Annotated in this window: 22 protein-coding genes, 2 tRNA genes and 2 pseudogenes; 11 read left to right on the forward strand and 15 right to left on the reverse strand. The window is 66.8% G+C overall.

Going from position 1 to position 25,855, the window contains the following annotated elements; genetic code table 11:
• Positions 1-200: 200 nt before the first annotated feature.
• The 4 genes from AC1RR5_RS08605 (at position 201) to AC1RR5_RS08620 (ending at position 4,210) form a co-directional block, all read left to right on the forward strand.
• Positions 201-3,143 (forward strand): long-chain-fatty-acid--CoA ligase, encoded by a 2,943-nt coding sequence (locus AC1RR5_RS08605; RefSeq protein WP_492920887.1) that lies wholly within the window; start codon positions 201-203, stop codon positions 3,141-3,143.
• A gap of 101 nt (positions 3,144-3,244) precedes the next feature.
• Complete coding sequence (locus AC1RR5_RS08610; protein ID WP_492920889.1) at positions 3,245-3,559, forward strand: ArsR/SmtB family transcription factor; 315 nt, start codon at positions 3,245-3,247, stop codon at positions 3,557-3,559.
• Between the two features lie 31 nt (positions 3,560-3,590).
• Positions 3,591-3,773, forward strand: a complete 183-nt coding sequence (locus tag AC1RR5_RS08615) for a hypothetical protein (protein WP_492920891.1) — start codon at positions 3,591-3,593, stop codon at positions 3,771-3,773.
• A complete protein-coding gene (locus AC1RR5_RS08620; RefSeq protein WP_492920892.1) occupies positions 3,773-4,210 on the forward strand; it encodes a hypothetical protein in 438 nt (145 codons plus the stop codon). Before AC1RR5_RS08615 ends, AC1RR5_RS08620 begins: the two co-directional genes overlap by 1 nt.
• Here the strand turns inward: AC1RR5_RS08620 and AC1RR5_RS08625 are convergent.
• On the reverse strand, positions 4,207-5,094 hold the full coding sequence (locus AC1RR5_RS08625; RefSeq protein WP_492920893.1) for an MBL fold metallo-hydrolase: 888 nt from the start codon (positions 5,092-5,094) through the stop codon (positions 4,207-4,209). The two genes, AC1RR5_RS08620 and AC1RR5_RS08625, sit on opposite strands and share 4 nt — an antisense overlap.
• Before the next feature lie 67 nt (positions 5,095-5,161).
• On the opposite strand from AC1RR5_RS08625, the gene AC1RR5_RS08630 reads away from it, so the two are divergent.
• Entirely contained in the window at positions 5,162-5,308 is a 147-nt protein-coding gene (locus AC1RR5_RS08630) for a hypothetical protein (RefSeq protein ID WP_492920894.1), read from the forward strand.
• A gap of 4 nt (positions 5,309-5,312) precedes the next feature.
• Here the strand turns inward: AC1RR5_RS08630 and AC1RR5_RS08635 are convergent, their stop codons facing one another.
• On the reverse strand, positions 5,313-5,720 hold the full coding sequence (locus AC1RR5_RS08635; RefSeq protein WP_492920896.1) for a TIGR01244 family sulfur transferase: 408 nt from the start codon (positions 5,718-5,720) through the stop codon (positions 5,313-5,315).
• Positions 5,721-6,325: 605 nt separating this feature from the next.
• Here AC1RR5_RS08635 and AC1RR5_RS08640 point away from each other — a divergent pair.
• On the forward strand, positions 6,326-9,556 hold the full coding sequence (locus AC1RR5_RS08640; RefSeq protein ID WP_492920897.1) for a TonB-dependent receptor: 3,231 nt from the start codon (positions 6,326-6,328) through the stop codon (positions 9,554-9,556).
• Between the two features lie 113 nt (positions 9,557-9,669).
• Here AC1RR5_RS08640 and AC1RR5_RS08645 read toward each other — a convergent pair.
• The 3 genes and pseudogenes from AC1RR5_RS08645 to AC1RR5_RS08655 all read right to left on the reverse strand — a co-directional run bounded on the left by AC1RR5_RS08645 (position 9,670) and on the right by AC1RR5_RS08655 (position 11,931).
• A pseudogene (locus tag AC1RR5_RS08645) lies at positions 9,670-9,806 on the reverse strand (hypothetical protein).
• An 89-nt stretch (positions 9,807-9,895) separates the two neighbouring features.
• Positions 9,896-11,680, reverse strand: a complete 1,785-nt coding sequence (gene sppA, locus AC1RR5_RS08650; RefSeq protein ID WP_492920898.1) for a signal peptide peptidase SppA — start codon at positions 11,678-11,680, stop codon at positions 9,896-9,898.
• Positions 11,681-11,854: 174 nt separating this feature from the next.
• Positions 11,855-11,931: transfer RNA gene (locus AC1RR5_RS08655), tRNA-Pro, on the reverse strand.
• A 165-nt stretch (positions 11,932-12,096) separates the two neighbouring features.
• Between AC1RR5_RS08655 and AC1RR5_RS08660 the strand changes: the two genes are divergently transcribed.
• Positions 12,097-12,170 (forward strand) — tRNA-Gln (locus tag AC1RR5_RS08660).
• A 47-nt stretch (positions 12,171-12,217) separates the two neighbouring features.
• Here the strand turns inward: AC1RR5_RS08660 and AC1RR5_RS08665 are convergent.
• The gene (locus AC1RR5_RS08665; RefSeq protein WP_492920899.1) at positions 12,218-12,505 is read right to left on the reverse strand and encodes a DUF1330 domain-containing protein; all 288 of its coding nucleotides are present in this window, start codon (positions 12,503-12,505) and stop codon (positions 12,218-12,220) included.
• A 413-nt stretch (positions 12,506-12,918) separates the two neighbouring features.
• Between AC1RR5_RS08665 and AC1RR5_RS08670 the strand changes: the two genes are divergently transcribed.
• The gene (locus AC1RR5_RS08670) at positions 12,919-13,350 is read left to right on the forward strand and encodes a Ros/MucR family transcriptional regulator (RefSeq protein WP_492920900.1); all 432 of its coding nucleotides are present in this window, start codon (positions 12,919-12,921) and stop codon (positions 13,348-13,350) included.
• Between the two features lie 84 nt (positions 13,351-13,434).
• On the opposite strand, the gene AC1RR5_RS08675 is transcribed toward AC1RR5_RS08670, so the two are convergent.
• The 3 genes from AC1RR5_RS08675 to AC1RR5_RS08685 all read right to left on the reverse strand — a co-directional run bounded on the left by AC1RR5_RS08675 (position 13,435) and on the right by AC1RR5_RS08685 (position 18,076).
• The gene (locus AC1RR5_RS08675; RefSeq protein WP_492920901.1) at positions 13,435-15,204 is read right to left on the reverse strand and encodes an ATP-binding protein; all 1,770 of its coding nucleotides are present in this window, start codon (positions 15,202-15,204) and stop codon (positions 13,435-13,437) included.
• A 131-nt stretch (positions 15,205-15,335) separates the two neighbouring features.
• Positions 15,336-15,887 (reverse strand): GNAT family N-acetyltransferase, encoded by a 552-nt coding sequence (locus AC1RR5_RS08680; RefSeq protein WP_492920902.1) that lies wholly within the window; start codon positions 15,885-15,887, stop codon positions 15,336-15,338.
• Complete coding sequence (locus tag AC1RR5_RS08685) at positions 15,884-18,076, reverse strand: S9 family peptidase (protein WP_492920904.1); 2,193 nt, start codon at positions 18,074-18,076, stop codon at positions 15,884-15,886. The genes AC1RR5_RS08680 and AC1RR5_RS08685 overlap by 4 nt, the downstream gene beginning before the upstream one ends.
• A 126-nt stretch (positions 18,077-18,202) precedes the next feature.
• Between AC1RR5_RS08685 and AC1RR5_RS08690 the strand changes: the two genes are divergently transcribed.
• Together AC1RR5_RS08690 and AC1RR5_RS08695 are read left to right on the forward strand one after the other, a co-directional pair.
• Positions 18,203-19,051: a trypsin-like serine peptidase gene (locus AC1RR5_RS08690; protein ID WP_492920905.1), complete on the forward strand. Its 849-nt coding sequence runs from the start codon at positions 18,203-18,205 to the stop codon at positions 19,049-19,051.
• A gap of 76 nt (positions 19,052-19,127) precedes the next feature.
• A pseudogene (locus AC1RR5_RS08695) lies at positions 19,128-19,324 on the forward strand (CsbD family protein).
• A gap of 60 nt (positions 19,325-19,384) precedes the next feature.
• Here AC1RR5_RS08695 and AC1RR5_RS08700 read toward each other — a convergent pair.
• Together AC1RR5_RS08700 and AC1RR5_RS08705 are read right to left on the reverse strand one after the other, a co-directional pair.
• Complete coding sequence (locus AC1RR5_RS08700; protein ID WP_492920906.1) at positions 19,385-21,295, reverse strand: M1 family metallopeptidase; 1,911 nt, start codon at positions 21,293-21,295, stop codon at positions 19,385-19,387.
• Between the two features lie 47 nt (positions 21,296-21,342).
• Positions 21,343-22,263 carry an alpha/beta fold hydrolase gene (locus AC1RR5_RS08705; protein WP_492920907.1) on the reverse strand — a complete coding sequence of 307 codons (921 nt, stop codon included), beginning with the start codon at positions 22,261-22,263 and terminating at the stop codon, positions 21,343-21,345.
• A gap of 108 nt (positions 22,264-22,371) precedes the next feature.
• On the opposite strand from AC1RR5_RS08705, the gene AC1RR5_RS08710 reads away from it, so the two are divergent.
• On the forward strand, positions 22,372-23,160 hold the full coding sequence (locus tag AC1RR5_RS08710) for a helix-turn-helix domain-containing protein (RefSeq protein ID WP_492920908.1): 789 nt from the start codon (positions 22,372-22,374) through the stop codon (positions 23,158-23,160).
• Here the strand turns inward: AC1RR5_RS08710 and AC1RR5_RS08715 are convergent.
• From AC1RR5_RS08715 to AC1RR5_RS08730, 4 genes are all read right to left on the reverse strand, one after another.
• A complete protein-coding gene (locus AC1RR5_RS08715) occupies positions 23,142-23,615 on the reverse strand; it encodes an OsmC family protein (protein WP_492920909.1) in 474 nt (157 codons plus the stop codon). The genes AC1RR5_RS08710 and AC1RR5_RS08715 overlap by 19 nt on opposite strands.
• Positions 23,616-23,618: 3 nt before the next feature.
• Positions 23,619-23,936, reverse strand: coding sequence for a DUF1272 domain-containing protein (locus AC1RR5_RS08720; protein WP_492920911.1), 318 nt, complete (start codon positions 23,934-23,936; stop codon positions 23,619-23,621).
• Between the two features lie 73 nt (positions 23,937-24,009).
• Positions 24,010-24,456, reverse strand: a complete 447-nt coding sequence (locus tag AC1RR5_RS08725) for a MaoC family dehydratase (RefSeq protein ID WP_099580679.1) — start codon at positions 24,454-24,456, stop codon at positions 24,010-24,012.
• A 54-nt stretch (positions 24,457-24,510) separates the two neighbouring features.
• Complete coding sequence (locus AC1RR5_RS08730; protein ID WP_492920912.1) at positions 24,511-25,845, reverse strand: Nramp family divalent metal transporter; 1,335 nt, start codon at positions 25,843-25,845, stop codon at positions 24,511-24,513.
• Positions 25,846-25,855 lie beyond the last annotated feature (10 nt).

Here is a 25,855-nt window from a genome sequence, read left to right on the forward strand (position 1 = left end):
GTTCGCCTACGTTGCGACTATCCCCCGGCATCAACCAAGAGTCTCCTTACCACGCGTGCGACCGATCAGCGCGTGCGTCGACTAGGCGACCGATCACATTTCCTGGATTTCTCTTGTGAAGCGCCGCGCGTTGCGCAGCCGGCAAAGCGCCGATAGCCTTGCCTGAACAACGATAAGCAACCGAGAGAGAGCGGGAGTCGATGCAGGGGCTGATGCAGCATGGGGCGCTGACCCTCGACAAGATCATCGACCACGCCGCCAAGTGGCATGGCGGGCGCGAGGTGGTCACCCGCTCGGTCGAGGGCGCGATCGTCCGCACGACCTATGCGCAGATCCACGACCGGGCCAAGCGCGTCTCCAACGCCCTGCTGGCCATGGGCGTCAAGCCGGGCGACCGCGTCGGCACCCTGGCCTGGAACACCGGCCGCCACATGGAGGCCTGGTACGGCATCATGGGCATCGGCGCGGTGTGCCACACCCTGAACCCGCGCCTGTTCCCCGAGCAGATCGCCTGGATCGCCGACCACGCCGGCGACCGCGCCATCTTTGTCGATTTGACCTTCCTGCCGATCCTGCAGGCGGTGCTGCCGCGCCTGCCGCATGTGGAGCACGTGATCGTCTTCACCGACCGCGCCCATATGCCGGCCGAGTTTCCGCTGGCCGCCGAGGCCCCCCATTTCAAGGGCCTGCTCTGCTACGAGGAGCTGCTCGACCAGCAGTCGTCGACCTGCGCCTGGGGCGGCTTCGACGAAGGCACGGCCGCGGGCCTCTGCTACACCTCGGGCACGACGGGCGACCCCAAGGGGGTGCTGTATTCGCACCGCTCGAACTTCCTGCACACCTTCATCACCATGCAGCCCGACGTGATGGGCCTGTCGCAGAAGGACACCATCCTGCCGGTGGTGCCGATGTTCCACGCCAACGCCTGGGGCGTGGCGTTCTCGGCCCCGGGCACGGGCGCCAAGATGGTGATGCCCGGCGCCAAGATGGACGGCGCCTCGATCTTCGAACTGTTGGACACCGAGGGCGTGACCTTCTCGGCCGCCGTGCCCACCGTCTGGCAGATGCTGCTGCAGCACCTGGAGGCCACGGGCGCCAAGCTGCCGGTGCTGAAGAAGGTGGTGATCGGCGGGGCCGCCTGTCCCGAAAGCATCATCCGCGCCTTCCAGGAGAAGTACGACGTCGAGGTGGTCCATGCCTGGGGCATGACCGAGACCTCGCCGGTCGGGACGCTCTCCGTCATGACGGATGAGCTCTCCAAGCTGCCCTATGACGAGCAGATGCCCTATCGCCTGAAGCAGGGCCGCCCGCCGCTGGGCGTCGAGATCTGCCTGCGCGACGACGAAGGCAATCCGCTGCCGCACGACGGCAAGGCCTTCGGCCACCTGAAGATCCGCGGGCCGATCATCGCCGCCGAATATTTCCGCGGCGCCGGCGGCAAGATCCTGGACGACGAGGGCTATTTCGACACCGGCGACGTGGCCACGATCGACGACCACGGCTTCATGCAGATCACCGACCGCGCCAAGGACGTCATCAAGTCCGGCGGCGAGTGGATCAGCACGATCGAGATCGAGAACATCGCCGTCGGCCATCCGAAAGCGGCCCTGGCGGCGGTGGTCGGCGCGGCGCACCCCAAGTGGGACGAGCGGCCGGTGCTGCTGGTCAAGCTGAAGGAGGGCGAGACCGCCACCAAGCAGGAGTTCATCGACTTCCTGCACGGCAAGATCGCCAAGTGGTGGATGCCCGACGACGTCTTGTTCGTCGACGACATCCCGCTGGGCGCGACCGGCAAGATCGACAAGAAGGTGATCCGCAAGCGCCTGGCCGACGAGGGCTACAAGCTGCCGGAAACCCCGCTGCAGCCGTCGCCGGCGCCGGCTCCGACGCCGACCTTGGCGGCCGCCGATGGCGCCCAGGCCTCAGTGATCTACGCCCCCGATCCGCCCGAGGAGGTCGAGCCCGAGGTCGTGCTCGCCGTGTCCGAACCCGAGCCGGAAGCCCCGCCTCCGGAGCCGGAAGTCGTCGCGCATATCGAGCCCGAGGCGGAGACTGTCTCCGCTACCGACGCGATCATCGCCGAGGCCACGGCGATCGCCGCCGCCGAGGCCGTAGCCGAAGCCGAGCCCAAGGCGGAACCCGCGCCCGAACCCAAGGCCGAGGCCACGCTCGTGAAGGCTCCGCCGCCCGAGCCCAAGCCCGAACCGCCACTGCGCCTGCACGAGCCCGAGGCCCCCAAGCCGACGCCAGTCCTGGCCGACGCCGGCGAGGCGCTGCCGTTCGCCATGCCGATCACGCCGGGCAAGCGTGGCAAGGCCAAGAAGGCCCAGGAGAAGACGGCGTCCGACAAGAAGGCTTCCGGCAAGCCGCCGGCCTGGGCCTCGTTCTATCTGGACGTGGCCCTGCTGGCCGCCCTGGCGCCCGCCATCCTGGCCGGGGGCGGCGCCCTGGGCGTCAAGCTGGGCGTGATCCCGCTGCCGCTGGGCTACACCGCCATGACCCTGGACTGGGCTCCGCGCCTGGCCTTCGTCAGCGTCGCCACGGGTCTGCTGGGCCTGGTCATCGCCCTGATGGCCGGCTTCAAGCGCCTGGGTCGCGCGGCGATTCTGGCCCTGGTGATCACCGCCGCCACCTTCGCGGTGATGTTTGGGGCCAAGGCGCTGGTGGGCCAGTCGCCGCCGATCCACGACGTCTCGACCGACTGGAAGACGCCGCTCTCGTTCTCGGACGCGGCCATGGCCGCGCGCGGCGGCTCGGCCGAGGTGGTCGACGACGACCCGGCCCTGCCTGTGGGCTCGGCCGCCTATGCCGGTCGCCGCCTGGCCGAGATCAACGCCGAGACCTGCCCCGCCGCCCGCCCGCTGGTCAGCGAGCGCGCGCCCGGCGACGTCTATGAAGCGGTCAAGGCCGCGGTCATGGCCCAGGGCATGACCCTGGTCACCGACGATCCGGTGGACGGCCGCCTGGAGGCGACGGCTCAGAGCTTCTGGTACGGCCTGACCGACGATCTGGTCGTGCGTGTCCGTCCCGACGCCCGTGGCGCACGCCTGGATCTGCGCTCGATCGGCCGCGACGCCGGCCCCGACCAGGGTCGCAACTGCGCCCGCATCGGCGAGCTGATCACGGCGGTGAAGGGGCAGTAGCCCCAAGCTTTCCAGACGCCTCCCGAGCCCCATTTCATGGCGGGGCTTGACTCGCTATCATGTGTCAGAAATAACTGACACATGAAATGCGTTGCTCAATCATGACCCCGGGCGACGAGCTGGCGGCGATCCTGTCGGCGCTCGATAACCCGCATCGGCTGCGCATCCTGGCGTCGCTGAAGGCCGGCGGACGCAACTATGTCAGCCAGCTGGCGCGCGAGATCGGCATCAGCCGGCCGCTGCTGCATCTCCACCTGAACAAGCTCGAGGAGGCCGGCCTGGTCCGCAGCCAGCTCGAGCTCTCCACCGACGGCAAGGCCTTGAACTACTTCGAGGTCGTCGATTTCCGCGTCGAGCTGACGCCCGAGACCATCGTCTCGGCGGCCGCGACGCTGTCCGAAAAACCAGAGAAATAAGGGGCTGAATGTGAGTGCTGGAATCTTTCTGATGACCTTGGGCCTGCCGCTGGCGACGATCCTGCTGATCTTCGGCATGCGGTATGGCTCGCGAGTCCTGGCGGCCCGGGCCAGCCGGGCCGAAACCGCCGCCCAGCGTGAGGTCCTCGAGGGCCTGGCCGAGATCAAGGCCCGCCTGGCCGGGATCGAGAAGATCCTGAAGGCGGTCGAATAATGGTCGCCCTGGACTCATCGCACCGCACCGCGCCGGGCGCGGACCTGCCGGCCTGGCGGCTGAACGTCATGCGCGTCGGCTATGTGCTGCTGGCCTTCGCCCTGGGCGCGGAGATCTGGCCCGGCATCCTGTTCCGCCACGCCGGCTGGGAACTGATGGACGGCGTCGTCCAGTGCATGCTGGGGGCGCTGTCGCTGCTCTCGCTGCTGGGCTTGCGCCACCCGCTGAAGATGGCGCCGCTACTGCTGTTCGAAGTGGCCTGGAAGGTGATCTGGCTGTCGGTGGTGGCCTATCCCAAATGGTCGGCCGGCCAGATGGACGAGGGCACGGGGTCGGTCGCCTTCGCCTGCTTGTTCGTGGTCATCTTCCTGGTGGTGATCCCGTGGCGCGCGGTCGCGCGGTCACTGGTGTTCAGTCCCGGCGAGCGCTGGCGCTAGGCCAGGCGGTATTCCGCCTCCAGGCCGTCGCCGTTGGCTACGACCCGGCCCTCGCGCACCAGCTGCAGCATGTGGGCCAGCACCGAGTGGGCGGCGGCGGGGTGCAGCCTGGGATCCACGGCGGCATAGAGGCTGGGCACCATGGCCTTGATGCTGGTGAAGCCGGCTTCGAGCGCCTCGACGATCTGGGCCTCGCGGGCCCGGCGGTGGGCGACATAGGCGTCGATGAACGGCCCGACCTCGCGCACCGGCGCGCCGTGGGTGGGCCACAGGACGTCGAAGTCGCGGGCCTTCACCTTCGCCAGGCTGGCGAAATAGTCGCCCATGTCGCCGTCGGGCGGGGTGATCACCGTCGTCGACCAGCCCATGATGTGGTCGCCGGCGAAGAGAGCGTTCTCTTCTTTCAGCGCGAAACAGAGGTGGTTGGAGGTGTGGCCGGGCGTGGTGATGGCCTCCAGCGTCCAGCCGGGGCCGGACAGCACGTCGCCGTCAGCCAGGACCACGTCGGGCTGGAAGCGGTCGTCGCCGCCTTCTTCCAGGGCAGGGGCGTCGCTCTTGTAAGGACTCGGCGCGGGCAGGCCATAGACCTTGGCCCCGAAGGCTTCCGCCAGCGGGTGGGCGAGGGGAGAGTGGTCCAGGTGATGGTGGGTGACCAGCACATGGGTCACCCGCTCGCCGGCCAGCGCCGCCTTCAAGGCCTCGAAATGTTCGGGCTGGTCGGGACCGGGGTCGATCACCGCGACCTCGCCCCGGCCAACGATGTAGACGCCGGTGCCCGTATAGGTGAACGGCCCCGGATTGCGGGCGATGACCCGCCGGATCAGCGGTGAGACCTGATCGCAGCGGCCATATTCGAACTCCAACTCGCGGACGAAGGGGATCATCGGGAGAGACTCCAAAACGGCGCCAGTCTTGCGCTTTTACCCTCTAGTAACCTTCGGAGGACGGGCCATGGCGGCGGACGCGGCGATTTTTGTCTCAAAACGGCTCCAGCGCGCGGCCTTCGCCATCGTGTGTATCATGATGGCCCAGTTCGTCCTGGCCAGCTGCCAGGCCGAACCGACCCCGATGGTGGCCCGCGAGGCGGCCGCCTTCTAAGCGCTTACGAAGGCAGCACGCCCGACAGGTCGTAGCCCGCGTCGCGACCCTGGTTGACCAGGGTCTCGCGATCCTCGCCCGCCAGCGCCTGGCCGATCGACCACGTGACGATCGAGCGCGTGCCCGAGCGACAGAAGGCCAGCACCGGCCCGCCTGCGGCCTCCGTCGCCGCCCGCACCGCGTCGACCTGCTCCTGAGTCGGGCCGCCGCGCACCGGCACGTGCAGATAGTCCAGGCCCGCCGCGCGCGCCGCCGCCTCGATCGTGGCGCTGGAGGGCTGGCTGGGGTCCTCGCCGTCCGGACGGTTGTTGATCACGAGCACGAATCCCTCGGCCGCGGCGCGGGCCATGTCGGCCTCGGTCACCTGCGGACTCACGGACAGGGATTCGGTGACTCGTCGGAAATCGCTCATCGGTTCGCCGCAACTTGAGGCGCGGCGCAATTTCGCCGCCGCGACATTGTCGCGACACCCAGGCGCCTAGGCAATGGTCACCTGTGCGCGCCCGCGTGCACGCGAGGTGATCAGTCGCGGGAAGAACGTGCCGAAACCATCCCGTACATTAAAAAACTTTTACCTGAATCTCGCCGTTTCCGACGATGATTTGTTGCTTGTCAATTGTGAGCGGCACGATCGTCGCAAAAAATTCTTCGAAACGCGACGACTGAGAACATCGGTCTTTTGGGGCTAAATAGCCTCGTCAAAACAAGATGATGATCAAGTTATGCCCGAGCCTTGCAAGGCCAAGGTATCTATCTTGAGCATGGGTTTCCGGAAAAGCGGCGGTGCTGTGGCGATTTTGCGACAGGGGGGCGTGATGTGGATTACAATTCTGCAATCACAATTGACCCTCGGCCACAGCGGCCCCTAACGTCGCCGCAACCGGGGAAATGTTTCCGGGACACCAGTGATCTCGTGACGCGAACTCAGCGGATTTCCGCTCCAGGTCGGACAAAGTTTCTAGAGGGGGACTCGTCCGATTTGCCGCTCGCGTCATGCTCAGAGGGGATTTGAACAGCATGATTTCCACCAAAGGTAGCGCCCGCGCGCGTCTACTGACGACGACCCTGCTCGCGGGTCTGGCGACCGTCGCCACGCCGCTGACGATCGCGGCCGTGGCCAGCCTGGCGCCTGTCGCGGCCAGCGCTCAGGACTACAGCTCGGGCTCGCTCGTCGGCACCGTGCGTGACACGTCGGGCAACCCGGTCGCCGGCGCCGCCATCGCCGTCAAGTCGCTGGACCAGGGCTTCACCCGCTCGGTCACCACCGACGCCGCCGGCCAATTCCGCGTTCCCCTGATCCCGATCGGTGGCTACTCGGTCGCCATCAGCAAGGACGGCTTCCAGCCGACCAACGACGGCAACGTGCGCGTCGGCCTGGGCGGTTCGACCGCCTATTCGTTCACCCTGGCGGGCACGAGCGAAGAAGTCAGCGAAGTGGTGATCACCGCCACCGCCAACCCGCAGCTGGACTTCGCCGCGACGACCAAGGGTCTGACCGTCGACATCGAAACCCTGACCAAGCAAGCGCCGATCGGCCGCTCGCTGACGGCCGTCGTTCAACTGGCCCCGGGCGTCGTCACCGGTAGCTCGTCGCGCGTCACCACGGCTCCGTCGGCTGCCAACTTCGGCGGTCAACCGTCGGTCGGCGGCGGCTCGGTCGCTGAAAACGCCTTCTACGTGAACGGCCTGAACATCACGAACTTCGACACGTACATCGGCGCCGCCGAAGTGCCGTTCGACTTCTACAAGTCGATCGAAGTGAAGACCGGCGGCTACCCCGCCGAGTTCGGTCGCGCCACCGGCGGCGTCATCAACGCCGTCACGAAGTCGGGCTCGAACAGCTTCCACTTCGAAGTGCACGGCAACTACGAAGCCGACTCCTGGCGCAAGGACGCGCCGGACACCTACATCATGGCCAACCACCGTGCGAAGCGCACGGACAAGAGCGCCACGTTCGAAGTCAGCGGCCCGATCATCGAAGATCACCTGTTCTTCTACGTGCTGAACCAACAGCGCGACCTGAAGACGGCCCAGGCCCAGAAGACCACCGGTCAGTATGTCCAAGACCGTTCGAACGACCCGTTCTGGGGCGCCAAGATCGACGGTTACATCACCGACCGTCACCGCGTCGAACTGACCTACTTCGACACCCAGAAGACCATCAACCGCTCGGCCAACGCCTACACTGCGGCGACGGACACCATCGGCGCGGCTCTGCCGTCGACCGTCTACCGTCAAGGTGGCGTGAACTACGTGGCCCGCTACACGGGTACGTTCACCGACTGGTTCACCCTGTCGGCCGCCTACGGCAAGAACCGCGACTCCAACAGCGTGCTGCCGGGCAACACCGTTGACCCGCTGGTCACCAGCGACGTCGACGGTCAGGCGACCCAGACGATCTCGGCCCAGAAGCAAGCCACGATCGAAACCCGCAAGACGCTGCGCGAATTCTACCGCATCGACGGCGACCTGTACTTCGACTTCCTGGGCAAGCACCACGTCCGTGGCGGCTTCGACCATGAAAAGACGACCCTGAACCACGCCTCGATCAACACCGGTCCGGGCGCCACGGGTATCGCTTACGTCTATCACCGTCCGAAGTACGACGCGGCCAACCCGACCGCTCGTGACGCCAACGGCGTGCTGGGCGGCGTGAACTACGTCGAAGTGCAGACGAACCGCTTCGGCGGCGCGCCGGTGCACGGCGTCAACGAAGCCTGGTACGTGCAGGACGCCTGGGACATCACCCCGGACCTGAGCCTGCAGCTGGGCATCCGCAACGACAAGTTCACCCTGGACAACCTGCTGGGCGAACAGGTCCTGAACCTGAAGAACAACTGGGGCCCGCGCATTGGCGTGACCTGGGACCCGGTCGGCGAAGGCAAGGATAAGATCTCGGCCTCGTTCGGCCGCTACTACATCCCGCCGGCGTCGAACCTCAGCTATCGCGGCGCCGACCTGGGCTACAGCGCGTTCTTCTACGCGCCGGGCTATGTCAACGGCACCACGAACGGCCCGAACTTCACGACGGGCGCCAACCTGGCTCCGACCGCTCTCGGCACGCAGATCACCACCACGACCAACCCGGGCCTCCCGGCTGGTACGTTCACGGTCTGCCCGTCGTCGGTCGTCGCCGGTTCGCCGAACGTGATCGGTTGTACGGTTTCGTACGGCCTCGGCGTCGCCGAGCCGGCCTATTCGAAGGCCGCTCAAGGCATCAAGGCTTCGCAAGAAGACGAATTCACGATCGGCTACGAGCGTCAGTTCAACCAACTGTGGAAGGCCGGCGTCAACCTGACCTACCGCAAGCTGAACCGCATCTCGGAAGACACCACGCTCGACCCGTTCGTCGTGAAGTGGTGTAACGCCCACGTCGCTGGCGCGACGCTGGCCGCCTGCGAGAACATCTTCAACAACTCGTGGCAGTACATCGTCTTCAACCCGGGTGAAGACCTGACGATCAAGCTGCGTCAGCCGAACGCCCTGGTGCACGACGCCGCGACGATCGCCGCTGCTGCTGCTCTGCCGAAGGAACTGACCTTCACCGCTCAAGAGCTGGGCTTCCCGAAGCCGAAGCGTGAGTACATCGCCCTCGAGTTCACCTTCGAGCGCGCTTTCGACGGCAAGTGGGGCCTGCAAGGCTCGTACACCCTGTCGGAAAGCAAGGGTAACTACGAAGGCACCGTGCTGTCGGACAACAACCAAGCCGACGCCGGTTCGACCGTGCTGTACGACTTCGTTGGCCTGACCGACTACCAGCAAGGTCTGCTGCCGAACCACCACGCTCACCAGTTCAAGGTGTTCGGTTCGTACGCCGTGACCGACAACCTGATGTTCGGCGCCAACGCCTCGATCATCTCGCCGAAGCACCAGGGCTGCCTGGGTCGTCACCCGACCGACGGTAACTCGGCCGGTTACGGCGCTGCTTCGCGCTGGTGCAAGACCTTCAGCGACACGGGTTCCCTGCTGGCCCCGTCCGCTCCGGTTCCGCGCGGTTCGGCTCAGGAAACCGACTGGCAGACCACGCTCGATCTGTCGGTCCGCTACACCGTGCCGGAAAAGATCATGGCTCTGGGCGGCAACCTGATCCTGCGCGCCGACGTCTTCAACGTGTTCAACTCGGACGCCATCACGTCCTACGAAGAGCGCCGCGAAACGACCGGTGGCGGCTACTCGGCCAACTACCGCAAGCCGATCGCCTACCAAGAGCCGCGCTACGTGCGCGTGGGCTTCGACCTGGCCTTCTGAGGTCGAGCCTTACGGTTCTGAGAATGGCGGCGGGCTCCGAAAGGAGCCCGCCGTTTTCTTTTGGGCGGTGGGGTAAGCGAGGGGCGGTGACAGCGCCCCCTCCGTCTCGTCGCCTATCGGCGCCGATCCACCTCCCCCGCACGCGGGGCAGGAGGGCAGCTGTATCCTCCTCACCCGTAGCGAAGCGTGCGGGGGAGGTGGCGCGATGCGGATACGCATCGTGACGGAGGGGGCGCTCAGCGCCTGTCACCGACCCACGGAGCCGCCCGTAGACAGCCAAACAAAAAGGCCGCCCAGGGAGCCCCTGGGCGGCCTTCTCGTCTCTTTATGTGCCCGAGCCTACCGCACTGGCGTATCGGCCAGCACCGAGGCTCCACCGGGCGCGGCGCGCAGGCGGGCGTGGGCCATCTCGTCCAGGATCGCCTGCGAGCGCGGATCGCCCAGCACCCAGGCGGCGGCCGCCAGGGTCTTGGCCGAGGTCTCGCTGACGCCCAGGAACTTCTCGAAGGCCTCGAACGGCGACTGGGTCCCGTCCATGCGCTTGAGGCGCACGTCGTCCTTCAGCTTGGCCAGCTGCTTGGCCTTGTCGACGGCGTCGTAGAAGCCGCCCAGCTGGTCGACGAGGCCCAGCTGCTTGGCCTGCTCGCCGGTCCAGACGCGGCCCTTGGCGATCTCGCGCACGCGCTCGGGCGGCAGCTTGCGGCCCTCGGCGACGCGGCTGATGAAGCCGGCGTAGATGCGGTCCATCCAGCCGGCGAACTTGGCGCGCTGGTCGGGGGTGAAGCCGTCGGCCGAGCCGAACGCCTGCGAATAGTCGCCGCCGACGTGCAGGGGCTTGGTGTCGACGCCGAAGCGGGCCAGGGCGTCGCCCAGGGCGAACTTGCCGCCATAGACACCGATCGAGCCGGTCAGGGTCGAGGGCTGGGCCACGATCGAATTGGCCTGGCTGGAGATCCAGTAGCCGCCCGAGGCCGCATAGGTCCCCATGCTGACCACGACGGGCTTGCCGGCCGCCTTGGCGGTCTTCATGGCCGCCAGGATCTGTTCCGAGGCCGTGTCCGAGCCGCCGGGCGAGGAGACGCGGAAGACGATCGCCTTGACGTCCTTGTCGTCGGTCGCGTCCTTGAAGGCCTTGGCCACGTCGTCGGAATAGACATTGCTGTCGCCGCCGAACGGCGAGCCGCCGCCGCCCGTGCCCGTGACGATCGCGCCCTCGGCGCCGATCACGGCGATGGCCGGGCCGGTCTTGACGGCCGGCGGCTTGGAGCGGGAGGCATAGTCGTTGAAGTCGACCAGCTTGGCGCCCTTGCCGGCCTTCTCCAGGGCGAAGGCCTGGATGTCGCTGACCTGGCCGACCTTGTCGATCAGGCCCTTTCCCTGGGCTTCCTGGGCGCTGTAGGGGCCATCTTCCAGCGTCTTGATGATCTGGGCCGGATCACGCTTGCGATCGACGGCGGCGCTGGTCAGGGCGGTGCGATAGACCGAGCCCATCCACGACAGCGTCGATTCCCGGTGAGCGGGCGTGTAGTCGCTGTAGAGATAGGGGTTCACGGCGTTCTTGTATTCGTAGCGCTGCTCGTACTCGGCCTTGATGCCGTACTTGTCGAAGAAGCGCTTGAAGAACATCGACTCCGTCGAGACGCCGACCGCCTGGAAGCTCGAGTCGGGCTGCATCCAGAACTCGTTGGTCGCCGCGCCCAGCATGTAGGTCGAGGTGACCATGCCGGAGGGATACAGGCCCTGGCTGTGGGCGTAGATCGGCTTCTTGCCGACCTCGCGGAAGTGCTTGAAGGCCAGGCGCAGCTCGTCGGCCGCGGCCGGGGCGACGCCGCCCTCGGGCAGGCGCACCAGCACGCTCTCGACCTTGTCGTCCTTTTCGGCGCGACGCAGCGTCTCGATGATCGACATCACCGAACCCCCGCCGCCGCCGAAGGCCGCGAACGGGCTCTTGGGCTCCTGGTCGGTGAGGCTGGTGCGCAGGTCCAGTTGCAGGACGGTGTGAGTGGGGACCGGCGCCGGCCGGGCGGCGCCGGCGGCCATCACGATCAGCAGGAACGGCACTCCGACCACGAACAGAAGAAGGCCGACGAAAACGCCGGCGACGGTCAGAAAGAACTGCTTCATCGGAGGTCCTGCTAGCGAAACCGCCGACAAGCTAACCGGTGTTGGGGTTGCGACCAAATGAAGAGCGCGCAACGAATCTCATGAACGCGCGCGAGAAGGCTCGGCGCCGCTTTCGCGGCGCCTAAGCTTCTGTATTTTTGGCAGGTTTCCCGCCTCTGGTTGGCGGGGAGGAAGTGGTCGGAGTGGCAGGATTTGAACCTGCGACCCCTGCGTCCCGAACGCAGTGCTCTACCAGACTGAGCCACACTCCGACTTGGAGGCCGGCCTTATAGGTGGCGGTTTCGGAGGGCGCAAGCGCCTTTTTCGAGGTTCGTGTGACGGCCCGAAAAAAGTTCTGAAATGGGATGTTGCATCCATCCGAGTCGTGAGCTATCTCCACCGCCTCGCCGAGCCCTGACGGGTTTCGCCGTTCCTGCTGGGGAATGGTGTAATGGTAACACTGCGGTTTTTGGTACCGTCATTCTAGGTTCGAGTCCTAGTTCCCCAGCCACTTCCTCCTGATCTCCAAGACTAGAGCAAGCTTAGCCGGGCGGGCGCTCACACGCCCCGCACCAGCACCGCCGTCGTCTTGGCGCCAGCGTCTCGGTCGATCGAGATCTCCCGGTACAGGGGACTGTCCAGAAATCCCCGGGCCGCGGCTTCGTCCTCGAATTGCAGCATCACCAGCTTGGAGAACGGCCATTCGCCCTCCAGCACCTGGGGCGCCTCGTCGGCGGCCAGGACGCGGCCGTTGTGGCCGGCGAAGGCTTCGCCAAAGCGGGCCTGGTATTGGCGGTAGCGCGGCTCGTCGGTGAAGCTTAGCTGCGCGACGACGTAGACAGTCATGAACGGCCCCCGGGATGGCTATGTCGAAGCCTGAACGTTCCGCGCTCAGGTGAAGATAAGCAATGACCGAGTCGATGCGCGCGATCGCACCGTGGCGAGGACGTCCATGCCGCATCGGCGGCGGCCTCGATCCTCCGGGATGCGGTATTTGCGGGTTATGTGTTCGTTAAACCACAAGTCCAGTTCGCAGTTGCGAGAAACATCGCCACCCGCAAGGGTTTAGCGACCGACTCAGCGCCTGATAACAACGTTGTCGACGGTATAGTTGACGAAAATTCGCCTCGTTGAACGGGCTCAACGATAGTCAATTGTTACGGTAATTCACGAATTAAAGCGGAAATGCGGTGTGAACTACTTGTGTTTTCGAGGTGAGGGTGTATTTGCGAAAACACTAGGGGAATGGAGTTGTGATCGTGGAAGATAAGGCTACCCTGATCGAGCTAACCGCCGAAATCGTGGCCAACTATGTGGCCAATAACGTTACGCCGGTTTCCGAACTTCCGGCGTTGATCCGCGCCACGCACGACGCTTTGGCTGGTATTGGCGCGCCGCCCGCGCCGACCGTCGAAGCCGTCAGCAAGGCCTCGCCGGCCCAGATTCGCAAGAGCATCACGCCTGAAGCTCTGATCAGCTTCGAAGACGGCAAGCCGTACAAGACGCTGAAGCGCCACCTGACGACCCACGGCATGACCGTGGCCGAGTACAAGGCCAAGTGGGGCCTGCCCAACGACTATCCCACGACCGCGCCCGCCTACAGCGAAGCGCGTTCGAAGATGGCCAAGGCCCTTGGCCTGGGTCAGGGCGGTCGCAAGGGCAAGGCTCCCACGCGCGGCCGCAAGGGCTGATCGGCTCTTAAAGTCTACCGAACTACGAAAAGGGGACGCGGCGGGCGTCCCCTTTTTTGTGCCTGGAGCTCAGGGGAAAGCAGCCTAGGCCACGCCGCGCGTGTCGGGCTCGGCCGTCGCGACGGCGTCCAGGGACAGCACGCGGGCCAGGGCCTCGACCAGGCGGGGGATCTCGACAGGCTTGGGCACCAGGGCGTCCATGCCGGCCTCGGCGTACAGCGAGCGCTCGTGGGTCAGGACGCTGGCGGTGACGGCGATGATCGGGGTGCGGGGACGGCCGGTGCGCTTCTCGCCCGCGCGGATGGCCTGGCTGGCCTGGACGCCGTCCATGACCGGCATGTGCACGTCCATCAGGATCGCGTCCCAGCGCTCCTTCTCCCACATGGCCACGGCCTCGCGGCCATCGACGGCGAAATGGCCGTCGACGCCCAGGTGGTGCAGCAGGGTCAGCAGCACGGCGCGGTTGGTCTGGTTGTCGTCGACCACCAGGATCTTGGGCGCGGTGTCGTCGTCGACCTGGGGCGTGGCGATGTCCAGGGCCGAGACGGCCGAAGCGGCGGCGGCGACCTCGGGCATCGGCAGGGCGATCGTGAAGCAGGCGCCGCCTTCCGGCGAGGGCGAGAAGGCGATCTGGCCGCCCATCAGCTCGACCAGGGTCTTGCAGATCGCCAGGCCCAGGCCAGAACCGCCGGCGCGGCGGGTGCTGGAGCTGTCCAGTTGCACGAACTTGGTGAAGAGGCGCTCGCGCTGGTGTTCCGGGATGCCGTTGCCGGTGTCTATGACGCGCGCGATGAGGCTGGTGTAGTCGCCCTCGACGATCACTCGCACGCCGCCGGCGTCGGTGAACTTCACGGCGTTGGAGATCAGGTTCGACAGCACCTGGCGCAGGCGCTCGGCGTCGCCCAGCCGCCAGCCGGCCGCGCCGGGCGCGATCTCCAGGCTGAAGTCCAGGTCCTTGTCGCGGGCCAGGCCTCCGTAAAGCTGGCGCAGGGCGTCCAGATGGGCCGGCAGGTCGAACGGAGCGGGCGTGATGTCCATCTTGCCGGCCTCGATCTTGGAGATGTCGAGGATGGCGTTGATCACGGTCAGCAGCGACTGGCCCGAGGCGCTGATGGTGTCCAGGCGCTGGCGCTGGTCGGGTTCCAGCGCGCCGGCGGCCATGATCTGGGCCATGCCCAGCACGCCGTTCAGGGGCGTGCGGATCTCGTGGCTCATGGTGGCCAGGAATTCGGTCTTGGCGCGGTTGGCCGTCTCGGCGGTCAGGGCCAGGTCCTGGGCCTCGGTCTTGAGGCGACGGTTCTCGGTCAGCTCGCGCTGGAGTTCGGCGTTGAGGGCCTCGCTGGCGAGGCGCGCGCGGACCTCGCGGCCGACGACGCCGCGCATCAGGGTCGACATGCCGGCGGCGGCGAAGGCGCCGGCCACGCCGACATACAGGAACTGGGTGACCAGCTCCTGGGGCGCCTGGCGGGTCATGACGACAAGGCCGGCGATGGCGGCGGTCGCGCTGATCAGCGCCACGCGCCGACTGGGCGCCGAGGTCGCGAAGACCAGGGCCATCAGCACGAAATAAACGAGCTTCTGCGGCTCGAAGTGAATGAACTGGTAGACCAGGGTGTTGGTCAGGAACAGGCCGTTCATGCCCAGGATCACCGCTTCCAGCGGCAGGCCCATGATCTTGCCCCGGCGCAGGGCGATCCAGCTCCCCAGGGCGTAGAGGGCTGAGCCGATGGCCAGGCTCTCCAGAATCAGGAGGGCCGCGCCGGTCTCGTAGAAGGGGTGGGAAAGGCTGATCAGGGCGTAGTAGATCGCGGTCGCGATCAGGTACCCACGCGCTATGGGCACGTAGGCCTGCATCAGCGCGACCTTCGTCCGCCGCTTTTCGTCAGTCTTCGAGCCCTGCAAGACCTGTCCCCGACTTCCCTCAGCTCAGTAGACTAAGGGAAGACTGGTTAAGCCTTGTTTCGAATGACGATGTTTTACAATTGCTAGACGCCGCTCAGGCTCATGCCGGGCGCGTCGGGCGGGGTTTCGCCACCGCCGTTCAGCGAACGCTGCATCCAGACCAGGTCCACCCAGCGGCCGAACTTGTGGCCCATGCTGGGAAAAACCCCCATTTTCTCAAAGCCTAGCGCCGCGTGCAGGCCGATCGAGGCGGCGTTGCCGCTGTCGCCGATGACTGCGCACATTTGTCGCAGGCCCAAAGCCTCACAAGACGCGATCAGGGCCTCCAGCAGGGCCTTACCGACGCCCTTGCCCACCGCTTGGGGCGAGACATAGACGCTGTCCTCGACCGTGTAGCGGTAGGCCGCGCGCAGGCGGAACGGCCCAGCATAGCAGTAGCCGACCACCTCGCCGTCCAGTTCGGCGACGAGGTAGGGCAGGCCACGATCCAGGAACGCCTGGCGGCGTCGGCCCATCTCGGCCTCGTCCGGCGGGGTCTCCTCGAAGGTGCCCAGGCCGTTCAGGACGTTCCAGGCATAGACGGCGGTGACGCCAGGCAGGTCGGCGTCGGTCGACGGACGGATCAGCACGCTCACGCCTTGGTCCAGCCCTTCTCGACCGCCCAGACGGCGAAGGCATAGTCCAGGGCGATCTCCTTGAGGAAATCAAAGCGCCCCGAGGCGCCGCCGTGGCCGGCGTCCATGTTGATCTTCAGCAGCACCGGATTGCCGCTGGTCGTGGCCGGTCGCAGCTTGGCGACCCACTTCTCGGGCTCCCAATAGGTGACACGAGGATCCGACAGGCCGCCGGTGGCCAGCACGGCCGGATAGGGCTTGGCGCTGACGTTGTCGTACGGCGAATAGCTGGCGATGTAGTCGTAGGCCTCTTTGTCCTCCAGCGGATTGCCCCATTCGGGCCACTCCGGCGGGGTTAGGGGCAGGGTGGTGTCGCTCATGGTGTTGACCACGTCGACGAACGGCACGGCGGCGATGATGCCGGCGAAGAGGTCGGGCCGCATGTTGGTGATCGCGCCCATCAGCAGCCCGCCGGCCGAGCCGCCATAGGCGACCGTGTTGGCCGGCTTGCCATAGCCGGCGCCATGCAGGTGCTCGGCGCAGGCGATGAAGTCGGTGAAGGTGTTCTTCTTCTTGAACTTCTTGCCGTCCAGGAACCAGCCCCAGCCCTTTTCCGAGCCGCCGCGCGGGCAGGCCGTGGCCCAGATCCAGCCGCGGTCGACCAGCGACAGGTTCCGGATCGAGAAGCTGGGCTCCATGGCGATGCCGTAGCTGCCATAGCCGTACAGCAGCAGCGGGGCCGAGCCGTCCAGCTTGGTCCCCTTCTTCATCAGGATGAACACCGGCACGTCGGTCCCGTCGCTGGCCTTGGCATTCAGGCGGCGGGTCTCGTACTGGGCGGGATCGTGGCCCGAGGGGATCTCCTGCGTCTTGCGCAGGGTGCGCTGGCGCGAGGCCATGTCGTAGTCGAACCACTGCCGAGGCGTGGTCATCGAGTTGTAGACGAAGCGGACGTTGTCGGTATCGTACTCGTAGCCGCCCTCAAGGCTCAAGGCGTAGGCCTGCTCATCGAAGCCGATGGTGTGCGCGTCGCCATTGGCGGCGGTGACCACCACCTGGTTTAGCGCATCGACCTTCTCCAGGCGCACGAACCAGCGCTTGAAGGCCATGGTCCCGGAGATCAGGCGGCCCGGCTGGTGGGCGACCCAGTCCTTCCAGTTGGCCTTGCCGGTGGCCGTTTCAGGAGCCGTGACCAGCTTCCAGTCGACCGCGCCGTCGGCGTTGGTGCGGATCACCCAGTGATCGTTCCAGTGCTCCGGCTCGTAGCGCAGACCCACTTCGCGCGGGTGGAAGACGACGGGCGTCGCGGTCGGCGTCGCGGCCGGGATGATCAGCGCCTCGCTGGTCTCCTGGTTGCCGCACGAAATGACGACGAACTTCTCCGAGGCCGTGAGGCCCACGCCGATGAAGAAGCCCTCGTCCGGCTCGTCATAGATCAGCACGTCGTCGCTGGCCGCGCCCTTGGCCGGGCGGCGATAGATCTTGGCCGGGCGGCCGTTGTCGTCGCGGAACGTCCAGTACAGCCACTGGCTGTCGGGGGAGAAGCAGAAGTCGCCGGTGGTGCTTTCCACCGGGCTCTCCAGCACCTTGCCGGTCGCCAGGTCCTTCACGTGGATGCGGTAGACTTCCGAACCCTGCTCGTCGACGGCGAAGGCGTACAGCTTGTGGTCCGGCGAGTGGCTGGCCGCGCCGACCTGGTAGAAGGCCTTGCCCTTCGACTCGGTTTCCTCGTCGAGCAAGATCTCTTCCGAACCCCCGCCATGGGGCTTGCGGGCGTGGATCGGATGCTGCGCGCCCTTCTCGAAGCGCGTGTAATAGTCAAACGGACCGTCTTTCGCGGGCACCGAGGCGTCATCTTCCTTGATGCGCCCCTTCATCTCCGCGAACATTTTTTCTTGAAGGCCTTCCGTCGAGGCCAGCATGGCCTTGGTGTAGGCGTTCTCGGCCGTCAGGTGCTCCTTGACGTCGGCCTTGATCAGCGACGGGTCGCGCAGGACCTTCTGCCAGTTGTCGTCCTTCATCCAGGCATAGTCGTCGGTGCGGCTCCGTCCCAGCTGCTCAATGGTCTTGGGAATTTTCTTGGCGACTGGCGGCGTGGGCCGGGCGGCGTTTTCGACAGACATAGGGGACCCGAAAGCTGTTCCAGACAAGACTACGGGGGATGACATAAGCGCGCCGGCGGCGCTCGTCATCAAGCGTCGGCGATCCATGCGCAAACTCCCCCTTAACCTGACACAACGCGTAAGTGCGGCAGAACGACAACTTGCGGCGCAAGAATCCTGTGGTCAAATTCCCTCAGCAGTCGGGCGAGTAAGCGTAAGCACCAAGGGGGCGATATGGCCTGGGATCTGTCCGTCGACCTGATCAAGGCGACGGTCCAGCTTGAACAGCCGCTAGGCGACGGTTCGCGGACCGTCGGCACGGGCTTTCTGATTTCCGATCCCACCCCCGACGGCAAGCCGCGGGTCATCCTGGTGACCGCCGCCCACGTCTTCGAGAAGATGCCGTCTGTGTCGGCCAAGATCGGCTATCGCATCGAGGGCGCTGGCGGCGTCTGGCGCTTCGATCCCGAGACCCTGAAGATCCGCGACGGCGACCACCCCCTGTGGGTCAAGCACCCGACCCGTGACGTCGCGGTCATGGAGGTCGAGGCCCCGCCCGAGTTCGTCAAGGCGGCGATCCCGATCAAGTACCTGGCCCAGGACGACACCTTCAACCAGTACAATCTGGGTCCGGGCGACGAGATGATGGCGCTGGGCTTCCCGCGCGGTCTGTCGGCCAATCCGGCCGGCTTCCCGATCCTGCGGTCGGGCCGCGTCGCTTCTTATCCGCTGGCTCCGGCGACCAACTTCCCGACCTTCCTGATGGACTTCTCGGTGTTCCCCGGCAATTCGGGCGGCCCGGTGTTCATGGCCGAGGGCGCGCGCCGCCGGCCGGGCGCCAGCGAAAGCCAGGAGGTCCAGTTCGTGGCCGGCCTGCTCACGCAACAGGTCGAGCTGTCGGGCGAGCGCCTGGAGATCGGCATCGTCACCCACGCCAAGTTCATCCGCGAAGCCCTGGCCATGCTGGACAAGCTTCCCGGCGCGCCGGTGGCCCAGGCGCGGCTGGCCAAGCCCGAGCCGGCCATGCCCGGCGCGATCCCAGCGGTAGCGGTTTCCGCTATGGCGATGGGCGCGTCGCACTAGGGATTTCTCGGAACGCGATCCGCGCCTGGCCCGTTTCTTCTGCAACGCAATAACGCGAACAGCAGGAGCGAAAGCCATGAGCACCAATCGTGTCGAAGGCGCTATCGACAAGGGCGTCGGCGCCGTCAAGGAAGCCGCGGGCAAGGCCACGGGCAATGAACGTCTCGAAGCCGAAGGCGCGGTCCAGAAGGCGAAGGGCGACGTTCAGAACAAGGTCGGCCAAGCCCAGGACAAGATCGGCGACGCGATCAAGAAGTGAACACCGAGCTATGACTGAATGAAAGCGGCCGCCGGAGCGATCCGGCGGCCGTTTTGTTTGGGCGCTAAGGCTGGCTACTTCACGATCCCGTCCACTGTCTGGCGCGTCACCGCGTGGTACAGCGGCCGGGTTTTCCCGTAGATCCGCTTGGCGATCGGCTGGCCCCAGTCGCCCTGGGCCATAAGGTCCTTGAACAGCGGGGCCACGAACTTGCGGCGGCCCTGGTCGGTCAGGAAGGCTTCCAGCGACGGCAGGGCCGGCTGGTAGCGGTTGGCCACGGCCAGCTCCAGCCACACGAAGCGGATCTCGCTGTTGCCCTGGGCGTCCAGGCCGAAGGCCTTGTCCAGCGTGCTGAGGCGCTCGTCCGACAGCTTGCGCGGAAGGCTGGCGATGAAGCGGGTGCGCTCGGGCGTGCTCCAGGCCTTCCACTTGGCCGGCGCGGCGCCGCCCTTGGCGTAGTCGGCGGCCAGGGCGTCCACCGCCGGGAAGGCGGCCGACTTCACGTGCACGGCGTTGTCCGGCAGCCCGACCTCATAGACCCACTTGTCGATGCCGATGGCGGCTTCCAGCTTGGGATCGCCCTTGATCAGGTGCTCGCGCAGGTCGGCGACGAAGCCGGCCGTGGTCTGGCTCTGGAAGGCGTGGCGGGCGAAATAGGCCTTCAGATAGGCGTCCCAGCGCGGCCGGCCGACGGCCTTCTCGATGGTGCGCAGGAAGGTCGCGCCCTTCTGATAGGCGATGTCGGTCATGCCGTCGTCGGGATCACGGCCGGTCAGGTCGAGGTGCAGGCGGGTGTCGGCGCCGGTGGAGCCGCCGGCGTCCTTGATGGCGTCCTGCAGGTCGCTCCAGCCCAGATCGGCCAGCATGTCGGCGCGCGGCTTGCCGTACAGCTTTTCCATGATCCGGTTTTCGAAATAGTCGGTGAAGCCCTCGTTCAGCCAGAAGTCGGCCCAGGTGGCGTTGTTCACGAGGTTGCCCGACCACGAGTGCGCCAGTTCGTGGGCCACCAGGCTGACTAGCGAGCGGTCGCCAGCGATGATGGTCGGCGTGGCGAAGGTCAGCCGCGGATTCTCCATGCCGCCGAACGGGAACGACGGCGGCAGGACCAGGAGGTCGTAGCGGCCCCAGGCATAGGGGCCGTAGAGGCTCTCGGCGGCGGCGACCATCTTCTCGACATCGACCAGCTCGTTGGCCGTCTTCTTCATCACCGAGGGCTCGGTATAGACGCCGGTGCGCTTGCCCAGCGGCGTGAAGGTCAGGTCGCCGATCGCGATGGCGATCAGGTACGAGGCGACCGGCTTGTCCATCTTGAAGCGATAGGCGCGGCTGCCGTCAGCGAGCGGCTCGCCGTTGGGCGTCAGCATTTCGGCGCTCATCACCGCCTTGAGCCCCTTGGGCGCGACGATGCGGGCGGTCCAGGTCTGGCGGATGCCGGGGCTGTCCTGGGTGGGGATCCAGCTGCGGTTCAGGATCGCCTCGCCCTGGCTGAACAGATACGGGCTCTTCTTGCCGGCGGTCTGGGCGGGCGTCAGGAATTGCAGGGCCGCGCCGCCCGGAGCGCTGTCATACGTGATGACGATGCGCTTGGCAGCCCCCTTTTCGTTATTTGGCAGCGTGACCGTCAGCGGCGCGCCCAGGATCGGGTCGACCTTGCCCAGGGTCCAGGGCAGGGCGGCACCCTTGGCGTCGGTGACGCCGTGGATCACCAGGCCCTTGCTGTCGAGCACCACCTCTTTCGCATCCGGCGCGGCGGCGATGTCGAGGGCGGCCGTGCCGGTCATCTTCTGGCCGGCGAAGTCGGCGGTCAGGTCCAGGTCGATGTGGGTGACGCGGGCGACCAGCGGCTGGGCGTAGGAGTGGATGTCCCGCGCCTCGGTCGTCTTCAGGATGGCGGGGACGGCCGGCGTCTGGGCCAGAGCAGGCAGGGCGGCGCCGCTCAGCAGGAGTGACAATAGAACGGCGCGGCCACGGGCTTGGAAGGTCATGGATCATCCCTGTTCGAAGGGAGGTTTAATGCGCCCGTACGCGTCGTCTAGGAAGCCCTCGCGAACGCAAGAATGTCCGCGTTGAGCCGCTCGATGTGGGTGAACATCAGGCCGTGCGGCGCGCCTTCGTAGACGACCAAGCGAGCGTTCGGCGCCAGGGCGGCGTAGCGCTTGCCGCTGGTCTCGAGCGGGGTCGAGGCGTCCTTGTCGCCCTGGATCACCAGGATCGGGACCTTGAGGTTCGGGATCTCGGGCCGCAGGTCGGCGGTGGTGGCGGCGCGGTTGCACTCGACCAGGGCCTTGGTCGTCGTGCCCAGCATCAGGCCCCGGATCCAGTCCATCATCTCGGCCGAGGTGTTCGGCGTCACGAACGGCCGGGCGTTCTCCTCTAGCCATCGGGGATAGTCGCGCATCAGCACGTGGGTGCGGAAGGCCTCAAACATCGCGGGCGGCAGGCCGGTGGGGTTGTCGGGCTTCTGGGCCGGGCAGGGATCCAGCGGAGCCAGCAGCAGCACCTTGGCCACCCGCGTCCCGCCGTGGCGGCTGAAGTACCGCACCACCTCGCCGCCGGCCATCGAGTGGGCGACCAGCACCACGTCGCGCAGATCCAGCTGCTCCAGCACCGCGGCCAGATCGTCGGCCAGACTGTCATAGTCATAGCCCTTCCACGGCGCGTCCGAACGGCCGTGGCCGCGCCGGTCGTAGGCGATGCAGCGCAGGCCCTGCTCCGACAGCTCGGCGGCCTGATAGGCCCAGCACTCCGACGGCAGGCCCCAGCCGGCCAGGAACACCACCGGCCGCCCCTCGCCCCAGTCGCGGAAATAGAGCCGGGTCCCATCGCGGGCGGTGATCATGACGGGACGCTTGGTCGGGGCGGGCTTGGCGACGGCTGGAGCCGGCAGGCTGGCGACGATGGCGCCGATGCCGGTCATCACGGTGATCGCATGGCGGCGGGGCAGGCTGGTCATGGCGGGTCTCCCTCGTTGAAGCCCGCTCAGCATTTCGCCGCCTGCTCCCAGCGTCGATTACGTGGCAGGTAATGGCGGCGGCGCGCGGCGCGCCCTAGCTTCCAGGGCATGAACACCGCGACCCTCATTCCGACCATCGGCGAGCGCCTGCGCGACTGGCGTCAGAAGCGCCGGCTCAGCCAGATGGACCTGGCCCTGGACGCCGAGATCTCGACGCGCCACCTGTCGTTCCTGGAGACCGGGCGCGCCACGCCCAGCCGGGACATGGTGCTGCGCCTGGCCGAGCACCTGGAGGTCCCCTTGCGCGAACGCAACGCCCTGCTGCTGGCGGCCGGCTTCGCGCCGGTGTTTCCCGAGCGGTCCTACGATGATCCCGGCCTGGCCGCCGCGCGGGCGGCGGTCGAGGCGGTGCTGCACGCCCACATGCCGTTCCCGGCCCTGGCCATCGATCGCCGTTGGGTCATGCTCGCCAGCAACGCGGGTCTCGCGCCGTTGCTGGCGGGCGTCGCGCCCAAGCTGCTGGAAGGCCCGGTCAATGTGCTGCGGGTCAGCCTGCATCCCGAGGGCGTGGCCCCGCGCATCGCCAACCTGGCCGAATGGCGCGGCCACATCCTGTCGCGCCTGCGCCGCCAGCTGGCCGAGAGCGGCGACGCCGAGCTGGCCGACCTGATCAAGGAGCTGTCGGCCTATCCCGGCGGCGAGGCCCATCCGCGCGCCGGCGAAGGCCTGATCGCCGCGCCGTTGCGCCTGAAGACGCCGGGCGGCGAGCTGTCATTCCTGTCGGCCACCATGACCTTCGGTTCGCCGCTGGACGTGATGGTTTCCGAGCTGGCGATCGAGACCTTCCTGCCCGCCGATGCGGCGACGGCTAAAGCCCTTCAGTCGACCTCTTCGTAGGTCGCCGCGTAGTCGACCGGGAAGTTCACCGAGCGGGCGATGAAGCAGACCTTGTGGATCTCATGGTGGATGGCGTCGGCCTTGACGAGGTCCGCGCCGCGCTCGACCTTGATGTGCGGCTTCAGGGTGGCGTTGAGGAAACGGCCGGCGCCGTCGGGCGTGCTTTCTCCGACGCCGATCGGTTGGTCCTGATAGCCCTTCACCACGATCCCGGCCACCGAGGCCAGGTGCAGGTACCACAGCATGTGGCAGGCGCTCAGTGACGACAGCAGCAGGTCTTCCGGATTGTGCAGCGTCGGGTCGCCGCCCAGCAGCGGGTCGTTGGAGCAGTTGACCACCGGCTTGCCCGGCGTGGCGATGTTCCAGGTGCGGTCATAGCCGCGATAGGTGCGCGTGCCGTCGCCCCGGTCGCCGGTCCATTCGATCAGGCAGGTGTAGTCGTGCTGCTTGGCCATCGCTCAACGCTCCTGTGGAGGGACGTCCTTCAGCCGCGCGGTCATGGCGGCGATCTGGTCCCGGCTCCAGCGCGTGTACTTGCGGACGGCGCCGGCCGGATGGAAGCCCAGGCCGAGTGAAATATGCGGATGGTGGTAGGCCTGCTTGGGTCGGATCGGGCGGGGCGCGAAACCGCCGCCGCAGGTGGGGCAGACGTTTTGGAGCACATCGTCGGCGCAAGCCGCGCAGTAGGTGCACTCGTAGCTGCAGATGCGGGCGTTCAGGGCGTCCGGCGGCAGATCGACGTCGCACAGTTCGCAGTTGGGACGGAGCTCGAGCATGCAAATCCCCTGACGGTAGGCCCGCTCGCTATCGCAAGCGGCCGCCAGGGGAAATGACAGGGATCCCTCGATTTCAGCCGTAGATGACCGAGATCGTCTCGGCCACGCAGGCCGGGCGTTCCTCGCCCTCGATCTCGATGGTGCACTCGTTCTTCATCTGCAGGCCGCCCGACTTGGGCTCGGCCGACAGCAGCTTCTGGCGCATGCGCACGCGCTTGCCGACCCGGACCATGCCGGTGAAGCGGACCTTGTCGCAGCCATAGTTGATGCCGCGCGTGACGCCGGTGACGCGCAGGATGTCGGCGCCCAGCATCGGGATCAGGGAGAGGGTCAGGTAGCCGTGGGCGATCGGGCCGCCGATCTCGCGGGTGGCCCGCTCGACGTCGACATGGATCCACTGGTGGTCGCCGGTGGCCTCGGCGAACAGGTTGACGCGCTCCTGGGTGACCTCGACCCAGTCGGACACCCCGATCTCCTGGCCGACCAGGCTGGCGACGTCGGCATAGGCGACTTCCTTCATGACATTTCTCTCCCAAACAGTTGTTCGGATAGAGACCAGTCCGGGCGGCGCGGGTCAACCGGAGAAGGTCGACACCACCAGCCAGACATTGGCCGCCGAGATCACCACGAACAGGAACCAGGCTACCATCTTAGTGATCCAGCCATTGGCGAAGGCCCCCATCAGGGCCTTGTCGTCGGTGAAGCGCAGCAGCGGCCAGATGGCGAACGGCAGCTGGGCCGACAGCACCACCTGGGTCAGGATCAGCAGCTTGCCGACCGAGTGCTCGCCCAGGGTCAGCACCCCGATCAGGGCCGGGACGATGGCCAGACCCCGCGTGATCAGCCGCCGCTGCCAGCAGGGGATCTTGAGGTCCAGGAAGCCCTCCAGGATCACCTGGCCGGCGATGGTGCCGGTGAAGGTCGAGCTCTGGCCCGAGGCGAACAGGGCGATGGCGAACAGCACGCCGGCCAGCACGCCGCCGGTGACCGGGGCGAGCAGCTGGTGCGCTTCCTCGATGCCGGCGACCTCGGTCAGGCCCGTGCCGTGGAAGGCGGAGGCCGCCAGGATCAGGATGGCGGCGTTGATCAGCAGGGCCAGCATTAGCGACACCACCGTGTCGATGGTCGACAGGCGGATGGCGGCGCGCTTGCCCGGCTCGTCGGCCGGCGTCACCCGCGTCTGCACGATCGCCGAGTGCAGATAGAGGTTATGCGGCATGATCGTCGCGCCCAGGATGCCGATGGCCAGGTACAGGGCGTTGCCCTGCTGCAGGGCCGACAGCGACGGGACCAGGCCGCGCGCCACGTCGGCGCCGTTCGGCGGGGCCAGGATCAGCTGGACCAGGAAGCAGATCCCGACCGTCGAGATCAGGCCCAGGATGATCGCCTCCAGCTGCCGGAAGCCCTTGCCCTTCAGGCCCAGCACGATGACCGTATCCAGCGCCGTCAGCAGCACCCCGGCCCACAGCGGGATGCCCAGCAGCAGCTTGAAGGCCAGGGCCGAGCCCAGCACCTCGGCAATGTCGCAGGCGATGATGGCCAGCTCGGCCAGCAGCCATTGGACCTTGACCGTGCGCGGCCCGAACCGCTCGCGCGACATGCGGGCCAGATCCTTGCCGGTGACCAGGCCCAGCCGCATCGACAGGGTCTGCAGCACGATCGCCGCCAGGCTCGACAGTACGACCACGAACAGCAGCGACGTGCCGTACCGCGACCCTGCCTCGATGTCGGTCGCCCAGTTGCCGGGATCCATGTAGCCGACGCTGACCAGCAGGCCGGGGCCCGCCACCCGCAGCATCCGCTTCCAGGCCGGCAGGCCGTCCGGCACCACGACGGCGCCCCGCACCTCGGCGGGGCAGAACGGCGCGGTGGCGGTTTTCGGGAGGCGGTCGAGCAGGGCGGCGAACATAAGGTCTAGT

The sequence above is a fragment of the Caulobacter sp. GW821-FHT11E11 genome, assembly GCF_058808315.1.

What these genes read in the sequence shown, in the direction of transcription:
- AC1RR5_RS08605 (WP_492920887.1), top strand. Translation starts at nt 201, where the DNA reads ATGCAGGGGCTGATGCAGCATGGGGCGCTGACCCTCGACAAGATCATC.
- AC1RR5_RS08610 (WP_492920889.1), top strand. Translation starts at nt 3,245, where the DNA reads ATGACCCCGGGCGACGAGCTGGCGGCGATCCTGTCGGCGCTCGATAAC.
- AC1RR5_RS08615 (WP_492920891.1), top strand. Translation starts at nt 3,591, where the DNA reads ATGACCTTGGGCCTGCCGCTGGCGACGATCCTGCTGATCTTCGGCATG.
- AC1RR5_RS08620 (WP_492920892.1), top strand. Translation starts at nt 3,773, where the DNA reads ATGGTCGCCCTGGACTCATCGCACCGCACCGCGCCGGGCGCGGACCTG.
- AC1RR5_RS08625 (WP_492920893.1), bottom strand. Translation starts at nt 5,094, where the DNA reads ATGATCCCCTTCGTCCGCGAGTTGGAGTTCGAATATGGCCGCTGCGAT.
- AC1RR5_RS08630 (WP_492920894.1), top strand. Translation starts at nt 5,162, where the DNA reads ATGGCGGCGGACGCGGCGATTTTTGTCTCAAAACGGCTCCAGCGCGCG.
- AC1RR5_RS08635 (WP_492920896.1), bottom strand. Translation starts at nt 5,720, where the DNA reads ATGAGCGATTTCCGACGAGTCACCGAATCCCTGTCCGTGAGTCCGCAG.
- AC1RR5_RS08640 (WP_492920897.1), top strand. Translation starts at nt 6,326, where the DNA reads ATGATTTCCACCAAAGGTAGCGCCCGCGCGCGTCTACTGACGACGACC.
- sppA (WP_492920898.1), bottom strand. Translation starts at nt 11,680, where the DNA reads ATGAAGCAGTTCTTTCTGACCGTCGCCGGCGTTTTCGTCGGCCTTCTT.
- AC1RR5_RS08665 (WP_492920899.1), bottom strand. Translation starts at nt 12,505, where the DNA reads ATGACTGTCTACGTCGTCGCGCAGCTAAGCTTCACCGACGAGCCGCGC.
- AC1RR5_RS08675 (WP_492920901.1), bottom strand. Translation starts at nt 15,204, where the DNA reads ATGCAGGCCTACGTGCCCATAGCGCGTGGGTACCTGATCGCGACCGCG.
- AC1RR5_RS08685 (WP_492920904.1), bottom strand. Translation starts at nt 18,076, where the DNA reads ATGGATCGCCGACGCTTGATGACGAGCGCCGCCGGCGCGCTTATGTCA.
- AC1RR5_RS08690 (WP_492920905.1), top strand. Translation starts at nt 18,203, where the DNA reads ATGGCCTGGGATCTGTCCGTCGACCTGATCAAGGCGACGGTCCAGCTT.
- AC1RR5_RS08700 (WP_492920906.1), bottom strand. Translation starts at nt 21,295, where the DNA reads ATGACCTTCCAAGCCCGTGGCCGCGCCGTTCTATTGTCACTCCTGCTG.
- AC1RR5_RS08705 (WP_492920907.1), bottom strand. Translation starts at nt 22,263, where the DNA reads ATGACCAGCCTGCCCCGCCGCCATGCGATCACCGTGATGACCGGCATC.
- AC1RR5_RS08710 (WP_492920908.1), top strand. Translation starts at nt 22,372, where the DNA reads ATGAACACCGCGACCCTCATTCCGACCATCGGCGAGCGCCTGCGCGAC.
- AC1RR5_RS08715 (WP_492920909.1), bottom strand. Translation starts at nt 23,615, where the DNA reads ATGGCCAAGCAGCACGACTACACCTGCCTGATCGAATGGACCGGCGAC.
- AC1RR5_RS08720 (WP_492920911.1), bottom strand. Translation starts at nt 23,936, where the DNA reads ATGCTCGAGCTCCGTCCCAACTGCGAACTGTGCGACGTCGATCTGCCG.
- AC1RR5_RS08725 (WP_099580679.1), bottom strand. Translation starts at nt 24,456, where the DNA reads ATGAAGGAAGTCGCCTATGCCGACGTCGCCAGCCTGGTCGGCCAGGAG.
- AC1RR5_RS08730 (WP_492920912.1), bottom strand. Translation starts at nt 25,845, where the DNA reads ATGTTCGCCGCCCTGCTCGACCGCCTCCCGAAAACCGCCACCGCGCCG.